The sequence below is a fragment of the Ruminiclostridium herbifermentans genome, from assembly GCF_005473905.2.
Taxonomy (GTDB): Bacteria; Bacillota; Clostridia; order Acetivibrionales; family DSM-1351; genus Ruminiclostridium; species Ruminiclostridium herbifermentans.
On record NZ_CP061336.1, the window covers coordinates 4,459,869 to 4,478,240 of the forward strand.

Consider the following 18,372-nt stretch of genomic DNA (forward strand, 5'->3'; position numbering starts at 1 on the left):
TCCTCACTTATCTTTTTGTTCATTAATTAATTTTTCCACTGTGGCTAAATTATATGTCTCTGGCATACCAATCTTATCCAGATTTGAAAATTCTACAGAATAACTCTTAGTAAGAGTATTTTTAATTCTATCAGTATTCCCCGTTACCTTTGCATCTGATAACTGAGGGCAATCGCCAACCTGTTTAATAACATAATCCTGTTTATCTGTATTTACAATTCTGAATATGCCAGTTTGTTCCCCTAGTATATAGTATGTATTTTTATATCCTTCCAGTTCTGTCTTTTTAAGGTATAATAATAATCTGTCACCATTTTTAAATAATGGACTATTCTCAACGGTGCGTTTTGAATTACCGGTTTGAAATAGGTTTACTTCTTTAAGGTTTTTGTCTACGTTGTTTTTAAAGATTTTTTCCAGTGATACCCTAAATATTGTTGTTTCTAATATATCCTCACTATCTATTTCACCCAACCATTCTTGAATGGTCACTTCTGCAACAATATCTGCTTTTTCAAATGATTTATCAAAAAAGAAACCATTTACACTTGTTGACATTGTTCCCTTTTGCCCTACTTGATGTGGTGTATCTTTAACTACTTTCTGAACTTGTTGCGTTGTATTAGTAACTGCTTGTTGTTTGGCAGTACTACCGCATCCGCTTAATGTTAAACTAAATACAGAAAGCAGAATCAACAAATTAATAATTTGTTTCATTTCTTTTTACCCCCTATGATTAGTATTGTAAAAATGTTAGAAATACCTATATGTGTTTTATTTACTTGTAAAATACTAACATAAATAGATAAATTTACATGTCGAAATGACCTGTTGAATTATAAAGATAACAACACTCTTATGTCGAATGATGCAGAATAAATAATAAGCCATATTAAAGGTGCATTTTATTAGACCTATTCATTCTGATACTGTATATAACAAGCAAATATAGAAAAAACAGTCAAGAATTGATAAATGTTGAGTACTAACACCTTGCAAAAATCTCCCATAATGTATATTAGTTACTTAGCTTTATATCAAAATTCTTCTATGAACAGGGATTTTCAGACCGCCGAATGTTATTTAACTTACTCCTTAAGTAATATGTTAACCCATCATTCAAGCCAGCTAAAGTTTAGATAAATAAATATTTTAGAAAGTCTCATACGAAGAATAACCGTTCCGAAGGGTAATTGTTGACTACCCCCACCCAATATAAAACGGTTATTCTTTTTTTTTCTGAAGTAAATACCCCCATGCATATATATCTTAAATCCCAACTCATAGTATAATTTCTGAGATTACAGCAAATTAATGTATATTCTATTTTAAACAGTCTTAATTAATTTATCCAATCTATGTTCTCAAAATTTCACATATTCTAATATATATTATCCTGATATTGTGATTAGTAATTACATTCCGCTATAGTTAGCTTTTAACCAGCAATCAAACATGTGCGACTGTATGATGTACGAATTTACATTCCACTATAGTTAGCTTTTAACTTTACCTTTTTTAGTATCTGCACTTCCACAATTAATATTTACATTCCACTATAGTTAATACTATTTCACTTCGTTCTTTACGTTCAGCTTATTTACATTCCACTATAGTTAGCTTTTAACTCCTGCATTTTATGATTTAGTATTTTCATTAAAGCCATTTACATTCCACTATAGTTAGCTTTTAACTCCTGCATTTTATGATTTAGTATTTTCATTAAAGCCATTTACATTCCACTATAGTTAGCTTTTAACCCCTTTAGCTCAAATACCACCAATAATAACCATTTAAGAAGTTGATATTGTCGATACAATCAGCATATTATACTAAAACAATAAATTATAAGCATAATATTAATAAAATCAGTACTATTGCATGTTGTGAGTTCTGTCGATATACTGGCTTTTTTATTTTATTCATGGTCGACAGAATAATTAATGTTGGAATGCTTGGTCGGTAACACAATGACCAAGGTTAACCCTTTCCGAGTGGCAATGCAAGTATGTTGGTATATACCTATACTTTTTTCTACATGCCCTCAGACTTCGGTTGCTAAATCAACCGTAAAATATTCATCTATGTACAAAACTATCTTTTATTTTAATTGTTTATAAAAATCACTCTCCTCTTTTGAACTTATGTACTTTGTAGACCTTGCAATATTGAATGATGCATTTCTATCTGCATTCATTTTATTGCCACAAAGCTTACATTCAAATAACTCTTGGTTAATTCTCTGTCCAACCTCATAATTGCCACATTTACAGCAAGTCTGTGATGTTAAATATGGGTCAACATATTTTACAGCAATCCCTTCCCTATTTGCTTTATATTCAATCATTTGCTGAAGCTGATAATAACTCCAATATCTTATTGTACTAGACAAAATCTCTTTTTCACTACCAGCAAGTGCTAAAAATTCTACATTAATTTGTTCTGCTTTATATTTCTTTGCAAAGTTGATTATTGCTTTACTAACTCCATGATTGTATGTATTAGCAAAATTCTTTTCTTTATTAGTAAATGCATCCATTAGTTGCATTTTATTAGTTATACCTCTTCCACCCTTATTGATTGCTAACTGCTTTTGGAGCCTTTCCTTTCTTTCCTTAAATTGTTTTCGTACCTTTAAAAAATCATTTATATCACCAATGGGTTTTCCTATATATTCTGAATCATTTAAAGTTACATATGCAGGAATTTTCATTCCTAAATCTACCCCAACAATTCTTCCTTTAACAACTTCATTAGGAATGTTATCTGTAATATTAACTGATAAGTTTAGAATAAGTCTATTATGTTTATCAAAGCAAATTGAACTCTGAGATATTTTATACTCTTTATTTATAACTCTATTTAAAAAACTTCTTAATTCTAAATCATTCTTATTATATTCTTTACCTAACATTACATCAAAAATTATCCCGTTAACCCATTTAACTTTGACTTTAGTTGAATTAGTATCACAATAGAAAAACTTCAAATCTCTTCCTCGAGTCATTAATGGATAATCCCTTTTATAATTTCTTATACTTCGTTCTCCCTTAGCAAGACCATTTTTAATGTCTGCTTGAATATGTTTTTTTACAGTTTGATTTACTGAACTTTTAGTATCAATTCCTTTACCAAAATTAATATTATCAAAAATAGGATTACTATTGTTAAGTGATTTAATAGCTTCTTTGAAAATCTCTTTATCTCTACTTAAATAAGCTGTTCCCAAATAGCTCATAGCTTTATTTAATGCTAGGTATTGAGCATACATTGAGTCTCTAATAAACTTGTAGCTTTCATTTCTACTTTCTCCATCAATTAATATCTTGAGTTTTCTTACAGTTATCATATTATCCTCATAATGATTTCATAATTATATGTTACATATTCTTGTAATATATTTAAATTCCTTCTTTTTTTGAATAAATATGAAATTTTAGCGAATTTGTTCTTTTATAATATTTATATATTTATCTAAACTTGGTCTTGATATATCACACATTCTAGCACATTCAGTTTTATTTATCTTACCATTCTTTAATAGTTCATAAGCTTTAATTACATTCACTGGAATATCTTTTATAGATGTTCTTGGTCTACCTACAATAGAACCTTTAGCTTTAGCATTAGCCATACCACTTTTAACTCTTTGACTTATTATGTTTCTTTCAAGTTCGCTAAATACTCCCATCATTTTAAGCATACCTTCAGTCATTGGGTCTAAGTCCTTGCTACAATCAACTACAAAATTTCCTAATATCAACTTTATTTTATTAGTCTTAGCAAACTCAATAATTTCACATAGCTGTTTTGTTGAACGTGTAATTCTTGATACCTCTGTTGCTACAATAGTATCACCAGATTCAACCTTATCCATTAACCTCTTCAATTGTTCTCTATCTGCCTTAGTTCCAGATTCATATTCAAAATATATATTATTCTCCGTTACTCCCATTGACTTCAATTCTCTTGTTTGCCTTGTTATATCTTGTTTAGTTTCATTTGTTGAGCATCTAGCATATCCATAAATCATAATGTTTCGCCCTTCCATAAATTATTTACTTTATTTGTATTTTACTATAACCATAACCATTTGTAAGCAAAATGGTACAAATAATTTCTTTTACACTTTATCTAATAAAAATACTCTCAAACCCATATTTTTCTGCTAATTTTCTTTTAAAATGAGTATATGAGAGCATTAATAATTTGTAAACAAAATGAACTGTTTTATTTTACAGTTTTGTTACGCGTATCACAATTTAATAAAAATAATCCCAGTGAAGCACATCAAGTGGGATGTACCCTATTGAAGTACTAATGTACAAAACTTTCTATAATTTATCATCTATCATACTCCACCATCTAAATGTTGAAGCTTTTGTCGAATTATATTTTTGATTGATGTCAGTAGTTATAGAAGCATCATCATAATTTTTCCAGCTATAATATCGCCTTGTCTGCAAATCTACTTTTAAGTTAGGGTATTTATACCAAGAATCATAATAACCTCCATAAAATTTCTTATTTGGCATCTCTGAAATAACTGCCTTTGCCATTTTTTCTTGAAAGTTTTGTAATTCTTGCCGTAGTAGATTCTTTTGTTCATCTGTATATTTAATGCTTGTCATTGCTCCCTCAAAATAGTTATAGTCATATTTGACCATAATCCAATAATCCCATTCTGTATACGAAGCATCATTCTCATAAATATCAAATGTAAATTTAGTTGTCCCAATATTAGTTTTTAATTCAGAATAATTTGTTTCTAAGAAATTTTTTAAATCTGAAACTGAACTAAGAACATTTGATGTACTTGGTGTTGGTGTTTGAATAGCTTCCTTTCTTATATCATTGTCATATCCTTTAAACCAAATACCCCCAGTTCCATCGTTGCCTTTACCATAAACTATTAATGGCTTTAAATCCGTAGTTTTAACTTTAAAGGCTACCCAACCTTCGTTTGATGAACCAGAATATAATTTTGCATCTAATACTGGCTCTGGAAGTACACATGAATAAAAATCATAATCTTTTCCCTCTCCTGATACAAGTTTAAATCCATACCTATTTAAATCAAATTGTATATTATCATTGGAGGCTCTATCAACTTTAAAACTAAATTTTGCTAAAATATATTCATAACTATCTTCAGGCTTATCATTAAATTGATTAGCAGCTAATATTTTATTCCATGCATCATTACCTCGAATTATCCCCTTTAGAGTTATAATAGAATCAAAAGTATTTCCATTGGTAAATGTTGTAGTCATATTAATAGCATCATCAATTCCAGCAGGATTTTTCCTTGAGCTTAAAGAAGGTTGAGTAGGTGCAGGAGTAGGAATAGGTTTTGTTTTGTCAACTAAACTAATATTTCCATTTTTGTCAACTTTATAGTCTTTACCTAATATTTGTGAAACATTTTTTATATTTACATACACATTCTTATTATATGTAATTTTATCTCCACTTACAGCTTTGCCGTCAATTTTAACTGTGACTTCATTAAATACAGCCTTAATTGTTCTGTTTACCCCTGCTGCAAAAACTGGAATACTTAAAAATAAACTACAAACCAACATCCCTGCTATGAACCCTTGCAATCTTTTTTTCACTTTACTTTCCTCCTCATTATCACTTTTTATCTTAATTGTATCTCCATTACTTGGAATGTTCAATAATTTGTGTAAATTATTAATAAATATGGTTATCGTATGCTATGTCGAGTAAACGCCTTAATATCAAAGGTTTAAGGTCTATACTTGAATCAAACAATATAAGTACCTTCTATAATGCAGGAATACCAATGCTTTCATTACATTTAAGCCAGAGAACACCAGTTCGTTCGATAACATTGATATGCGTTTAGATGTGATAATTGATAACCATTATCAATTTATATTTATTTATAAAATAATGTAAAGTGTAAAAAAATTAGTCGAGGTGTTTTAAAAGGTAATGTAAAATATATAAATATCTTGCAAAATTATCCCATAATGATATAATCTTTTTAGGGAAAATTAAATATAGTTGCCATGATTTCTAAGTGCGCCAACACTTAGAAACTCATGTAGGTGCTTAACCACCCACACGTATAGACTTTCGTCTACCACAGCAACCAGTTATTATTATACTTGCTTTTGTTTATTTTTGCAAATTTCAAGTGCGTGTAGGGTTAACCTATTCGCACTTTTTAATTTTCCCTCCATTTTAAAATTTGGAGGGAATCATATATGCCTTTTAGTTCTAATACAAATAATGGCAGTAAATTTAGAAGTTTTATTATATCAAGTATAGATAATAGGATTGATGAAATAAGTAATGAATACAGTAACTCGACTGAATATTTAGAATTCTATTATCTATACAGCGATATCTTAAAGCAATTGGAAAAAGCACTACCTCTTGAATCCTCAGATATAATCAATCAACTTGATAATTTATACGTGAATTACTTAGTTGGTTATCAGAAATATTTTTATAAACAAGGACTTTTAGATTGTAAAATGATGTTTAATTTATTGCATAAATAATCTGGTAACATTATTATTTTTAATTGATTAACCATATTGTTTACTTTTATAACTTATTAAAGACATTTTTAAATGGATGCTGATTCTTTAATACAGTATCTTTCTTAAACTCAAATAATTCAGAATTAATATAAGGCTTTAGTGATGAAATATCCAATCCAGTTATGTCACTAATTATTTCTAACGGAATTTCCTCTTTAACAAGTCGATTTATAAAAGTGTGTCTTATATTTCTTATTGATACACTTTTATCTTTAATGAGTTCACTTTTATTAATAGCATCTTTAAATATTTTCCAAAAGGTGTTATTCGATAGTCTTTTTAGCTTCTTATCTTTACTATCTCTTATTGACGGAAATAAAAATAAACAATTTGGATAGTCATATGATTTTTTATTAATTAATTCGTTTAAGTATATATTAATCTTATTGGTAACTTCAAAAGGTAATTTTATCTCTCTTCCACTCTCACCAGTAAAATAAATTTTACTTTCTTCAATAACAATATAATTTTCATCATCTATTGATATTTCATTATTCTTATAAACATTTAAACTGCGTATCTCACCAATGGAACAACCTGTATAAGCTAGAATCAGAAAAATAATTTCATCTCTCATAGATTTCAATGTTAGCTTTTTACCTTTAATTTGCTCATATAAATTTTCGATTTGCTCATCGTCTAAAAAAGTAAACCTTTTTTCTATAAATTTGTCATAAGACCAATCATCAAATATGTTATTAGTGTTTACATTTTCTTTCTTATAAAATAAGAAAAACTTCTTTAAAAAAGAAAAGTACCTAGCTACTGTTGCAGGGGAATACTTTTCATCAGCATTTGTAATAAATAATTCTACATCACTTCTAGTTATATTCTCAAATTTAGGGTTATTGGGGTATGATGATAAAAAATCCAAGAACTTCTTAATCGTTGATTTTCTGTTATTAATAACATCTTTATTAATACCTTTATCAGCTAAAGACTTTTCGTACCTCTTCAAGAATATCCCATAACTATCTTTTACAATATCCTTCACAATAGAACCTCCTATTTTCAGTAAATTTTTAGTTTATACACATTTTTACAATTCTTTTTTGAAAATCATGCTTCTATTTTACTATTCGGTATTATTGTGTAAAATCCTCCAATATTTTATAAACAATTCTAACATCATAACAAATCATTGAATATATAATTACTTTTTTGTTATAATACTAATTTAGTTTTTTACTCAATTTTTTTACTTTAGGTTACTTGTACAATATCAGCAACAAAGATTTCAAGTTATTAGTTTTCGTTTTGGTGCGTTAATTTGATGGTAATTCTATTTATAATGTTTAATATGTTTGTTAATATAGCATAATGATTATTAATGCTACCCTTCTAACAAATCTTCTAACACTTTTTAAAATTTTCTAACCATTATATTATAAGTGTTTAAAAGTAAATACATAAATAAAAGCCTCATATGAGGCTTAAATAAAGGGTTTGAATAATGAAAGATATAGTTAAATAATCTTAAATAATAAATGAAGCGTAACTCTGGAAATCGTGTGATGGGTGAAACTATCCGAGGGTTCGAATCCCTCTCTCTCCGCCAAAACAATGGCTTTCAGGATTTCATTCTGAGAGCCACTTTTGCATTTCTCAAGGTGCTTGATTTTTTATTTGACACGCATCATCAGTACACACGATTTTTGAATGAATTTTCACGAATCGTGTGCTATCTTTTAAGGCTTCACACGCATTGAATCCAACATAAATATATAAAGGATGGTGCGTATTAAATGAGAATTAACATGCAACAGCAACAAGAAAACAATAATCTAGAGGAAGCATTCCAAGAGTTCATTAAGTACTGCAATGTAAAGAACTTAGCAAAGGACACACTAATTTTTTATGAGAATTGCTTCAAGAGTTTTAGTAAGTTCTATCCTCAGCAAGCGTTTGTAAGGGATATTTCTATCAGCAACATACATGACTATATCCTCTGGCAAAAGGATAAAAATATTAGTGCAATAGCAGTAAATTCTAATCTTAGAGGGGTTAGAGCGTTCTTGTATTATTGTATGAAACTTGTATACCTATCTAAATTTTCAATAGAATTGGTCAAAGCAGAAAAGAAGGTTAAGCAGATTTATACTGATTCTGAGTTGAAGTTATCGCTAAAGAAACCCAATGTGAAGTAGTGTTCTTTTGCAGAGTATAGAGATTGGGTTGTCATAAACTATGCTTTAGCAACAGGCAATAGAGTGTCTACAATTATTAATCTTAAAATTGGAGATATTGACTTTGAGAACGGCTATATTACTCTACAGAAGACTAAGAATAAAAGGCAACAGATAGTACCTCTTTCTAGTACCTTATCTAACATATTACTTGACTACTTGACTTATAGAAAAGGACAGGCTTCTGACTATTTATTTTGTAATGCCTTTGGCAATCAACTTGTCGATAGAAGTCTACAAGGTAGCATTGCAAGGTATAATAAAAGTAGGGGTGTGATGAAAACCTCAATGCACCTTTTTAGGCACACATACGCTGAGAAGTTCCTCCAAGCAGGTGGTAATGTATTTATGCTACAACGCTTGCTAGGACATTCTAGCCTTGAAATTGTAAAGGAATATGTTTCTTTATTCAGTGAAGATTTAAAGCAAAACTATGACCAATTTAACCCTCTTGAACAGATGACTAAAAGTAATATTCAGATTAAACTAAAAAGCTAACACACTAGTATTTTAATTTACAGAGGAAGTTGCAGAAAGCTTCTCAGCTTCCTCTTCAGCTGTTCAGACAAGAGCATATCAGTCCCAAGGGTAGATATATTCAAATTTAACAAACTTATTAACTCTCTTCAAGTCAACAAGCATATACTTTAAGTATGGTCTATCATTCAGGGCAAATATTATTCTATCCCCAAATTCATCCCTACTGCTTTCAGTTCTTGACCAATCTCCCTTAAAATAATGGTTTAGAACATAGCTCTGCAAGGCTTTAAAATCAATGAATAGAACCTTCATAGGTAGAAAGCGTATATGGTCTACCATTACAACAGCTAAAGTGTCAGCTGTGCAGTATCTGAACCAACCAAATTTTCTTTCAGATAAGTTATCCCATATCTCAATGAAAAAGTTTCTTTGAATCTAGAATCCCGTAGTCACTTTTAACCTCAATTTTTTCACCTGTAATAGCTTCTAAGTCGTACTCTTTGATTTCAGATTCTCTATCTTTGAACTTGTATCCATAATATGCTTCAAGTATTTCTTGTACTTCCTTTTCATATCTCTTGCTGTAGCATCTTTCTGCTTTTTCAACATTGCTATATCATCTGTAAAGTCATTATCATTGTATCTTTTATTCATACCTTTTCTCCTTTAGCATAGAACATAAAGAACCAAAGCACTTTTTATAGAATGAACACACTTTTTCTACTTAAGAACCAGTTTTTTTGGGTGTATATAAACATAATATAAATATATTATATTATAAACTAATAACTATTACTTCGTAATAGTTTGCCATCGCATGAAAAGCATGCAATGGCTAGTTTAAAATACATTTAGGGTTAATTTTAGTTTGGATAAGATAAGTATTTACTTCTTTACCTTCAAATTTATTATCGTAATAAATAATGTCTCCTCGTCCAATGTCAAGCAATCCATGTTCTTGCAATATGTCTAAATACTTAGCAACTGTGTTGCGACTAATTCCTGTTTCACAAACAATCTTTTCTGTCGAAAGTGATGTTACTGTATAGTTCCACTTCCCGTCATTTAGACATTTTGCAAGCATGTAGCAGTAAAGATATATACCCTCAACTTTTATTATTTTAGACTACCAGCATCTTATAGACATAAAAAATAAGGATAAGATTCAATCCTATCCTTGCTTCTATCATTCACTAAGTTATTACTGTGTACAGTTACTTACTCAAAATCTTGCCTCTTGATATCCTGTCTTTTTCATCAGCATAGGCATCATATGTATTGCCACACTTAGGACAAGTTAAAGTACCTGTAATGCTATGAATAGCATCAAGGCAAGACATAACAGAAACATACCCATCATCATTAATTGTTCGGTTACATGTTATAATATTAGAAAGAAAAAGTTCATTTCCGCAATCACAAATAGGCTTTCTATATTTCATACTATATCACCTCCCCTCATTGAGTACATTGCTAAAAACTCTTGCAGTTTCTTGGCGTTTTCACTGCCTAGACCCTTTTTCCCATGTCGGAAGTAGCAAAGCATAGCAGGACTAATATTAATTTTCTTTGCAATATGCTTGGCTATCACCCCATTTTCTTTAATAAATTCATTCACTTGCCTTCTCAAAATCTCATTCATAGAAATCATCCTTTCTTTGTTAATTTCGATTAACTTAAGGCTAAAATAAAAAGCAGTACCCTTTTTGGATACTGCCGTTATCTTATAATTAACCTTTTCAAAACAATCATGGTTGAGGGGCAACTTTTGCAACCCCTAGATATGAATATAATTTTTTAAGAAGACAAATAGGAGATAATTTTTTTATGGAAACATTTTACTATACTTAATTTCTTCGGCAATTCTTCACTAGAACATGAACACAGTGTTCACAATCTTCGGCTAATAATATTCTTGGCTATCGGTTTATAAATTTTTTTATTTGCAGTCACACGGGGTTCGGAGAATATTAAAAATTTAAAAATTGGGGCTAATTTTCTAATTCCTTCGGATTAATATGTTTTGGTCGGTTGGGGGAATATTATATATAGTGTAATATATAAGTACTCTTAACATGATTACATCAATTCATATGATTAAGTGGTAATAGTAAGATATGATATAACCCTCTTCCAAACTAATACAATACCATAGAGTAAGTATATCACTATTGAAGTAAGTCAAAGTGTGCTATGCATCTACCAACTTACTGTATAGATTTTAACTTGATACATTAGGCAAGGACAGTATTAACCAGATAATGTAGGACATATTAGTATTCAACGGATTGCTGTTCAAACCATATACTCTGTCATACGAAGAAGTTCCCGTTGCTTAGCATCAAAATAAGATAAATGAATGCTGTTCTATAGGTGAATTAGATATTTTTATAACTGCTAGGTACACAAACGGACGAACGTTCCTCTCATTTGCTTGTAAGCTAAGTAAATCAACTAATACTCAGTAAATAAACACTTGAGTATTCTAGTTGCTATGCTACAAGAAGAAAAGACCAAACCCCTTATGTAATGATATATAAGCATGTTTATGTTGATTGCAATTGATTCAAGAAAACATATGTCTATAGATTTTGAAAGCTGTCGAGTAAAAGGAAAGATGCATTCGGTGTTGCAAGAGATTAAGAGGTTAGGAAAAGGTATAGTTGAAGTTACAAAGGCTTGTACTAGAAAAGCCTTATATCGCCTCACAGACGTAAAAGAATGGGCATAACAGAAAAGTATATATAGAACCCATCTGAAGTTGTCGAGTTCTTTGAAAGGTTACCATTTGCAGGACTCTTTCAACATATTTGAGTAAGACTTAATTATACTATTGACAAACAAGGCTTGTATCTCTTCACTTGTCACGTCAAACTTTATAGTCAGTACCTACATCATAATACTATTTCCCTTAATACAAAAGTGGCTACCTATATAAAAGATAGCCACCTCTTTAGCATCCAAACATTAATTGTTATTATCGTATACTTTACCATTAAAGTTCAGTCCATTTTCAGTATAGTATGATTGGAAGTAAATTCTATATGTACCACTTGTTAACCCAGTAAATGATTGCGTCACTGGCTCATTTGAGTCTCTGTAAACTGTAAAAGAGTTTGACTTTCCAGAAACTGCTGAGTATCCCGACCCACTTTTTTTCATTGGAGTAAGAGTCATTCCTGCTAAGGCATTGGTTGATGTGTTCCACCTGCTTGAAGCTGTTATTTCAGTTTTAGTATAAAAATTGGTATCACTAATACTAAAATCATCTTCAGATATTTTTCCTACATTTGAAAAACCAGTTCCGCTGTATGTATCAAGTTGACCTGATAAAGTAGCAAACACTTGTAGTGAAAAAATTGAAGCAATAGCTACAGTTGTAACAATAGCTAATCTAATTTTGCTAAGTTTCATAAGAAACCTCCTAAAAATTTTTTATTTATAATAATTTGCGCATATTATTATTTAAGTTATCTTTTCAGCAAAACCTTTTCTAGAACATAATAAATTTTCTAATACTTTTTTACTAACGAATCCAACTACAAAGCCAAATGTATTGCACATTATGTCATTTATATCAAAAAATCCAACCTTTAAGTAGTGTTGAAGCAATTCAATACTTATAATGTAAGCTAAAAAAATAGCAAAAGTATATATTGGCTTTAATCTAATCCTACTTTTTGCATAGTATCCAAATGGAATATAGAACAAAATATTTAAAATGATTGTTGTTTTAGAATAGGTGACCATATCCAATACATTAAAGTTCATAGGTTCTGCAAAATTTAGTTTCATTCTAAATATAGAAAGGCTAACAGCTAATAACACATAACTAAAAAAGAGAATATCTTTTTCTATTGTTTTGATGGAGTTTTTTGCAGTCCAATTTATTGAAGTATAAATTATAATTGCAATAAATAGTCTGAGACAATGAAAAGGTTGTTCAGCAGTTGCAAAATTAACAAAAACATCATCAACAAAAAAGTAACACAAAAATTGCGAAATACCTAGACTCACAATCGCAAATATAATATTTTTAAACGCTCTCATATAAATCCTCCTATGTAACAAAACCACTTTTACAATTATATATAAAATTTGAAATATGTCAATAATTTTACAATATTTTGCATTAACATTCATTTAGAAAAGTATATAAATAAGGTAAACTAAGAATACAGTCGAACGGCTAAATCCTTAGATTCAATTGACGGGATTTACAATTTACATGAAAGTTATTTAGCTATAATACTATTCAAAAAAACATTGATACATTTAAAGAACTAGAGGTAGGTGTAATGACTTTTGACTTATTTACTGGGACTTATAAAATAATTGTAAAACCTCAAAAGAATAATCCATCATCTAAAAGACATAACCTCTTCGCTTTAGGGAAGATTGCATCTGAACTTAAAAATCCCAAATAGAATATTTTGGATTTCTTAAGATTGACTGTTAAAATTAAAGGTGTACAATATTAAGTATAAGATTTAATCGTGTGCTGTAATCAAAGATAGATAGTCTGAATATGCTGATTTTAATAGGGTCTGAGAGTGGTAGAGTAGCATTACCGACTGGAAATCGTGTGATGGGTGAAACTATCCGAGGGTTCGAATCCCTCTCTCTCCGCCAAAACAATGGCTTTCAGGATTTCATTCTGAGAGCCACTTTTGCGTTTAGCGGTTAACACATTGTCTATGAATACTTCATATAATTTTCTGTATTCAGCCTACTCAGAAATTGCTGAAGGTGGTACTCCAGTATCTAAATCTGTTTTAGCTGGTTATGTTGATACTGATAAAATTCAAAATCTTCAATTCTTGCTACACGGAAGAGATTCAATAACACCTTCTCTTACATCATATAAAGGCAACATATTATTCTTTATCCATGATGTAGGATATGCAATTGAAGGCAAAACATCTGAAATGCTTAAATTAAAAAGTTAAGATAAATAATGAACAAATTCAGATATAAAAATTCCATGTATGAAATTAACAACGATTGGTAATCAGATTTTTAGTGTTACTGATGTAGAATATAAGTATGATAACATAGTTGCTATAGTTAAGTTTATAAAACAAAAATACAACTTAAAATTTGAGTTAATTAATAATATTGTAGTTGATGGTACCTAACTACACTGGCAAAAAGATTCTATTCAGAAATAGGCTAATTTTAAGTAAAAGTAGGACTGCAACGTGCAGCCCTACTCTTCGATCCATGCAGGCCTCCTTGGGAAGCCCACATGATATGTTACTTTTTCCATCGTCAGTTCATGTTCGCCGATCATATATCTTCCTATTGTTGTATCTTTTCCTATGATGATTCCTTTGGGATAATCATTTAAGCATCGGTTCAACAGCTTTTCCTGTTCCGCTCTGGATTGGTCAGATAAGGGATTGTTTGGATTGACACTTCCAATGGGTACAAGCTTTACGTAACATATATCTGTCAACGTAGATTTATTATTTTCCCGCAATGGCATTACTATATTCACCTTTCTTCTTTAGCAAATCTGACTCTGTCTGACTTACAGTTTTCTGACTATCAACAGCGTTCTTTTGTGCAGCAGCCAATGCATTATAGAATTCTTCAGTTTTGGCATATTGCGCAATTTTAATTTTATCATCTACAGCCTTTAATCCAAACAATTCTGATACACCAGTCTGTTCTTCGTTGCTGTCTGCAATCATTTTGATATAATCTTTAACCATATTTTTAAAGTTATTCCATACCTGATTAATCTGATCCTGCGTCTGGCTGTATTCTTCTGCTAGCTTATCATTCTCCTCCTTCTTTTTCTGAGCTTTTTCCTTTTCCTCATCGGTCTTGGCGTTCTTGATTTCGTCATCTTCGCCATTAAGTTCGTTAATCTTCTTTAGAATATTGCTCTGGTATACATTCAGTTGAGAATCAGCGATCTTTTTTATATTTATGATGTTACTCATAAGACCACTTTCTGCCGCACTCAATCTGCTCTCTAGCTGGCTGATTTCATTACGCAAGCTCTTTAAACGCTCTGCCTTGGCTTTTGCCTGCTCTGTCAGATCCTGTCCGTTGCCATCCTTCAGCGTTGAACTTACAAGTGAAGGTGCTACATTGGCTGCCATCATATCCAGTACTCTTGCAAGACCTTCTGGTGTACCATGGTTGGTAGCACGCACATCCACATGATATTTTGCGGAATTATCAGTGCTTCTAGTATTTGCTTGGTGAACACTGACGCTACCTGTCACACTGACCTTGACAGGTCCAATTCTTGCTGAACCGGAGAGGGATAATCCCAAATCCAAGGATGATTCACTTTTCTCACTCTGCTTTACTTCCATATCAAATAAGATATTGACTTCATCAATCTGAAGATTTGGAATAGGCACAATGGCAAGCATCGGAACTTCCACCTTCATCTCGTCCAGATTGCTTGTTCCATCCTCATTCATGCTGCGCTTCTCATACTTAAAGGCTACATTTCTTACATTTCCATTGCTGTCAAACCCTACCTTGTTGATGAACTCCGCTGTAGAACTAGCTAGTCGGATGCTGGCATCTGAAGCTGCTGAAAGTGGGGCTCCGATAAGCTGATCCATAGGAAGTCCTGAGAATTGTTGTGCAATTGACATAATTTCATACCTCGCTTTCTTTAAATATTTTTATTTTTAATGGGTGACTGGCGCTTTCTCAATCCTAAAATACACCCAAAAGAATATTTTTGTTTTATTCAGTATTTAGGTTTGCTTATATTTGTCTTTCCTTGCTTCGCAGGCTCATAGTTAGTAATTGATATACTTTCCACCCAAAGCATAGTTTTATTGATGCTAATATCTGTATCACAAAGCTGTCGCAAATTAAGCTCCATGATTATGTCGCTTAAATATGCCTCCACTTCTTCTCTTTCAACGTAATCATTAATTTTCATGTACCGTTCCCTATTCATATTCCTTGTCCAAACCATAGGAGATTTCCATATCAATAATCTTCTTCTGATATTCCATTATTCGGTTGATAATTTTGGATTGTGCCATCATGTAATTGTCACGATCTAAATCATATGTACCTTCTTTAAGAGCATTCTTACTGTTCTTATGTAGTTTCTCCTGCTCTGTGATTGTATCGGAGATCTTCTGATGGAGCTGCTTTAAGCGGCTGATTTTCGCTTTCAGCTTCATTGTCTCAAGTACAATATTTTTCTGTTCCTCAGAGCCCAAATCTCCACTTACTGCTACTGGTGTACTGTCTATTTTCTTGGCTACCTGACTAGAGTTTAATGCATCTGTAAGTCTTAAGATACCTTCTGTTGCAGGAATAGACGAAATATTCAGCTTATAGGATACTCTCGGTAGGAAGTCGCTTTCTCTCTGTGCTGGAGAGCAGATTCTAGCAACAATCTTGCGTTCTTCTTCTTTCGGATTGTCTACTATTTTAATTTCTGTAGAAAAATCAATCTCTGCTTTTTCTACCGCTAAGTTTGTGATAGGTATAATGGATAACAGAGGCACCTGTACCTTAAGGTTGTCCACGCTATAGCCATCATCACCTTCTGATCTGACCTGTTCATAAGCAATATTGATATTCTTCAGATGTATAACTTCATCTTGTCCATCCTGCTTGCTCACTCCCATATTGCGGATTGCATCCACTATGTCAGCTCGTAGCTTTTGATTGGATATAGCAAGTGCATGGATTGGTGCATACACCAAATCATCCAATGGAATGAATTTGCTATCCATTATGGCAGCGTTTTTCTTTGTGTTTTCCGTTGTGTTTACCTTTGTGTTTGCCTTTGCCTTATCCTTATCTGTTCCACCATCATCTGACTGAACATTCTTTGACATCTTATAACCTCCTAGTATAAATGATGTAGTCACTAAAACTACTCGGTTTAAAATTTTATTCCTATTTTAAATTATATAAAGAGTTCTTTCTTCATCTCTTCACGCTATTATGTAACGATGTAGCATTTTTTCAGATCTGTAACAGATTTATAGCTACTTCCTTGAATTGAATCTTCATATGTAATCACCTCTCCAATAATTTTTATTTCGTATACATGTGATTCTTTTATTTTACAATAAATTAATAAATATTACAACTTGATACATATATGTAATATAAATTATTTTTTCCCCTATTCTTCTTAAATTAATTGTCGGTGATTAGCTAAACATTAAACAAATAGCATAAATTAATAAAAAGTTGTCATTTTACTGCTTTTTAGTTCTTTGACTTAATATAACCTGCAAGGATACATGAAATCTTGGGAGAGGAAGGTCAAGAACTTTTCAAACATATGAAAAAGAATAATAACCAATAAACAATGGAAAAGCTTTCGGACAGTCTATCCAAAAGAAAAGGCTTTCGAGGTTTTATACCTTGAAAGCCTTATTTGCGTATTATAGGTTTTTTCTAACAATTGCTATCAACATCAGTTCAAACCTATCTATACTATTTAGGTAAAAGTATGCCATTATCTAATTAACAATCTTCAAACAATTCTTCTTGTACTATTAAAATTTTTACTACGAATTAAGTGTTTTATAAATAAGCGCAAAACATACGTCTTTTAAAAAGCCTTATACAAAGTATAAAGTTCTGTATTGTGATAAACATAGACAATTGTGTTAGACTTTAATCCAATTGAATAGATGGGGTTTTAGAAATCATAGTGTTATATATGCGGTAAAGTATTTGTAGATATATCTATTTATAAGCATTTTTATGTAATATTTAACAATCTTATTTCATGATCATTTAAAGTTTCTTTTATGTCTTTAATATCTTTTTTTATTTCAATAATATTTTCTAAGGTTTGGCTATATCCATCATATAAAGCTTTGGAATCTTCATTCTGTTTATTTTCAATAGTTAGGACATGTTTTTTTAAACTAGTTACATCACTTTTTAAGTCCTTTATGTCCAAGTCCATGCTGTTCAGCTTTTCTAAAATAAGTTTTAATGTTTCTTCCATTTGTGTAACCCTCCGAAAAAGATTATATCACATATTAATAATATATATCTATAACTTTTGAAGAAACAATATTCATAATTTCTGCATTGTCTATATAAATTTTGGGTAATTTCTAAACCTTAGTTCTTTGACTGCACAAATCTAACTGGGTTAATTTAAC

General features: G+C 30.8%; 19 protein-coding genes and 1 pseudogene. 5 read left to right on the forward strand and 15 right to left on the reverse strand.

Annotated elements, in window-relative coordinates; all coding sequences use genetic code 11:
• Positions 1-3 precede the first annotated feature (3 nt).
• The 4 genes from EHE19_RS18100 to EHE19_RS18115 all read right to left on the reverse strand — a co-directional run bounded on the left by EHE19_RS18100 (position 4) and on the right by EHE19_RS18115 (position 5,618).
• Positions 4-717: a hypothetical protein gene (locus EHE19_RS18100; RefSeq protein ID WP_137699261.1), complete on the reverse strand. Its 714-nt coding sequence runs from the start codon at positions 715-717 to the stop codon at positions 4-6.
• 1,384 nt (positions 718-2,101) lie between these two features.
• On the reverse strand, positions 2,102-3,349 hold the full coding sequence (locus EHE19_RS18105) for an RNA-guided endonuclease TnpB family protein (protein ID WP_137699262.1): 1,248 nt from the start codon (positions 3,347-3,349) through the stop codon (positions 2,102-2,104).
• Positions 3,350-3,436: 87 nt separating this feature from the next.
• Positions 3,437-4,033 carry a recombinase family protein gene (locus tag EHE19_RS18110; RefSeq protein WP_137699263.1) on the reverse strand — a complete coding sequence of 199 codons (597 nt, stop codon included), beginning with the start codon at positions 4,031-4,033 and terminating at the stop codon, positions 3,437-3,439.
• Between the two features lie 301 nt (positions 4,034-4,334).
• Positions 4,335-5,618: a hypothetical protein gene (locus tag EHE19_RS18115; protein WP_137699264.1), complete on the reverse strand. Its 1,284-nt coding sequence runs from the start codon at positions 5,616-5,618 to the stop codon at positions 4,335-4,337.
• Positions 5,619-6,236: 618 nt separating this feature from the next.
• Between EHE19_RS18115 and EHE19_RS18120 the strand changes: the two genes are divergently transcribed.
• Entirely contained in the window at positions 6,237-6,536 is a 300-nt protein-coding gene (locus EHE19_RS18120; RefSeq protein WP_137699265.1) for a hypothetical protein, read from the forward strand.
• Positions 6,537-6,582: 46 nt separating this feature from the next.
• On the opposite strand, the gene EHE19_RS18125 is transcribed toward EHE19_RS18120, so the two are convergent.
• A complete protein-coding gene (locus tag EHE19_RS18125; RefSeq protein ID WP_137699266.1) occupies positions 6,583-7,572 on the reverse strand; it encodes a tyrosine-type recombinase/integrase in 990 nt (329 codons plus the stop codon).
• 751 nt (positions 7,573-8,323) lie between these two features.
• Between EHE19_RS18125 and EHE19_RS18130 the strand changes: the two genes are divergently transcribed.
• Together EHE19_RS18130 and EHE19_RS18135 are read left to right on the forward strand one after the other, a co-directional pair.
• On the forward strand, positions 8,324-8,725 hold the full coding sequence (locus EHE19_RS18130; RefSeq protein WP_137699267.1) for a phage integrase SAM-like domain-containing protein: 402 nt from the start codon (positions 8,324-8,326) through the stop codon (positions 8,723-8,725).
• Positions 8,726-8,749: 24 nt separating this feature from the next.
• Positions 8,750-9,262: pseudogene (locus EHE19_RS18135) on the forward strand (tyrosine-type recombinase/integrase); the annotation flags it as partial.
• A gap of 468 nt (positions 9,263-9,730) precedes the next feature.
• Here the strand turns inward: EHE19_RS18135 and EHE19_RS18145 are convergent.
• The 3 genes from EHE19_RS18145 to EHE19_RS18160 form a co-directional block, all read right to left on the reverse strand.
• The gene (locus EHE19_RS18145) at positions 9,731-9,898 is read right to left on the reverse strand and encodes a hypothetical protein (protein ID WP_171003674.1); all 168 of its coding nucleotides are present in this window, start codon (positions 9,896-9,898) and stop codon (positions 9,731-9,733) included.
• Positions 9,899-10,458: 560 nt separating this feature from the next.
• On the reverse strand, positions 10,459-10,686 hold the full coding sequence (locus EHE19_RS18155; protein ID WP_137699269.1) for a hypothetical protein: 228 nt from the start codon (positions 10,684-10,686) through the stop codon (positions 10,459-10,461).
• Positions 10,683-10,886, reverse strand: coding sequence for a helix-turn-helix domain-containing protein (locus EHE19_RS18160; RefSeq protein WP_190530402.1), 204 nt, complete (start codon positions 10,884-10,886; stop codon positions 10,683-10,685). The genes EHE19_RS18155 and EHE19_RS18160 overlap by 4 nt, the downstream gene beginning before the upstream one ends.
• Positions 10,887-11,786: 900 nt before the next feature.
• Between EHE19_RS18160 and EHE19_RS18165 the strand changes: the two genes are divergently transcribed.
• Positions 11,787-11,975: a hypothetical protein gene (locus tag EHE19_RS18165; RefSeq protein WP_137698940.1), complete on the forward strand. Its 189-nt coding sequence runs from the start codon at positions 11,787-11,789 to the stop codon at positions 11,973-11,975.
• 236 nt (positions 11,976-12,211) lie between these two features.
• Here EHE19_RS18165 and EHE19_RS18170 read toward each other — a convergent pair whose 3' ends face one another.
• Together EHE19_RS18170 and EHE19_RS18175 are read right to left on the reverse strand one after the other, a co-directional pair.
• Positions 12,212-12,658, reverse strand: a complete 447-nt coding sequence (locus tag EHE19_RS18170) for a hypothetical protein (protein ID WP_137698939.1) — start codon at positions 12,656-12,658, stop codon at positions 12,212-12,214.
• 51 nt (positions 12,659-12,709) lie between these two features.
• Positions 12,710-13,294, reverse strand: coding sequence for a VanZ family protein (locus EHE19_RS18175; RefSeq protein WP_171003644.1), 585 nt, complete (start codon positions 13,292-13,294; stop codon positions 12,710-12,712).
• 620 nt (positions 13,295-13,914) lie between these two features.
• Between EHE19_RS18175 and EHE19_RS18180 the strand changes: the two genes are divergently transcribed.
• A complete protein-coding gene (locus EHE19_RS18180; protein WP_137698937.1) occupies positions 13,915-14,193 on the forward strand; it encodes a hypothetical protein in 279 nt (92 codons plus the stop codon).
• Positions 14,194-14,453: 260 nt separating this feature from the next.
• On the opposite strand, the gene EHE19_RS18190 is transcribed toward EHE19_RS18180, so the two are convergent.
• The 5 genes from EHE19_RS18190 to EHE19_RS18210 all read right to left on the reverse strand — a co-directional run bounded on the left by EHE19_RS18190 (position 14,454) and on the right by EHE19_RS18210 (position 18,212).
• The gene (locus EHE19_RS18190; RefSeq protein ID WP_137698936.1) at positions 14,454-14,732 is read right to left on the reverse strand and encodes a hypothetical protein; all 279 of its coding nucleotides are present in this window, start codon (positions 14,730-14,732) and stop codon (positions 14,454-14,456) included.
• Complete coding sequence (locus EHE19_RS18195; RefSeq protein ID WP_137698935.1) at positions 14,713-15,867, reverse strand: DUF2589 domain-containing protein; 1,155 nt, start codon at positions 15,865-15,867, stop codon at positions 14,713-14,715. The genes EHE19_RS18190 and EHE19_RS18195 overlap by 20 nt, the downstream gene beginning before the upstream one ends.
• 98 nt (positions 15,868-15,965) lie before the next feature.
• Positions 15,966-16,163 carry a hypothetical protein gene (locus tag EHE19_RS18200; protein WP_137698934.1) on the reverse strand — a complete coding sequence of 66 codons (198 nt, stop codon included), beginning with the start codon at positions 16,161-16,163 and terminating at the stop codon, positions 15,966-15,968.
• 10 nt (positions 16,164-16,173) lie between these two features.
• Positions 16,174-17,079 (reverse strand): DUF2589 domain-containing protein, encoded by a 906-nt coding sequence (locus EHE19_RS18205; RefSeq protein WP_137698933.1) that lies wholly within the window; start codon positions 17,077-17,079, stop codon positions 16,174-16,176.
• 881 nt (positions 17,080-17,960) lie between these two features.
• The gene (locus EHE19_RS18210; RefSeq protein WP_137698932.1) at positions 17,961-18,212 is read right to left on the reverse strand and encodes a hypothetical protein; all 252 of its coding nucleotides are present in this window, start codon (positions 18,210-18,212) and stop codon (positions 17,961-17,963) included.
• Positions 18,213-18,372: the final 160 nt, after the last annotated feature.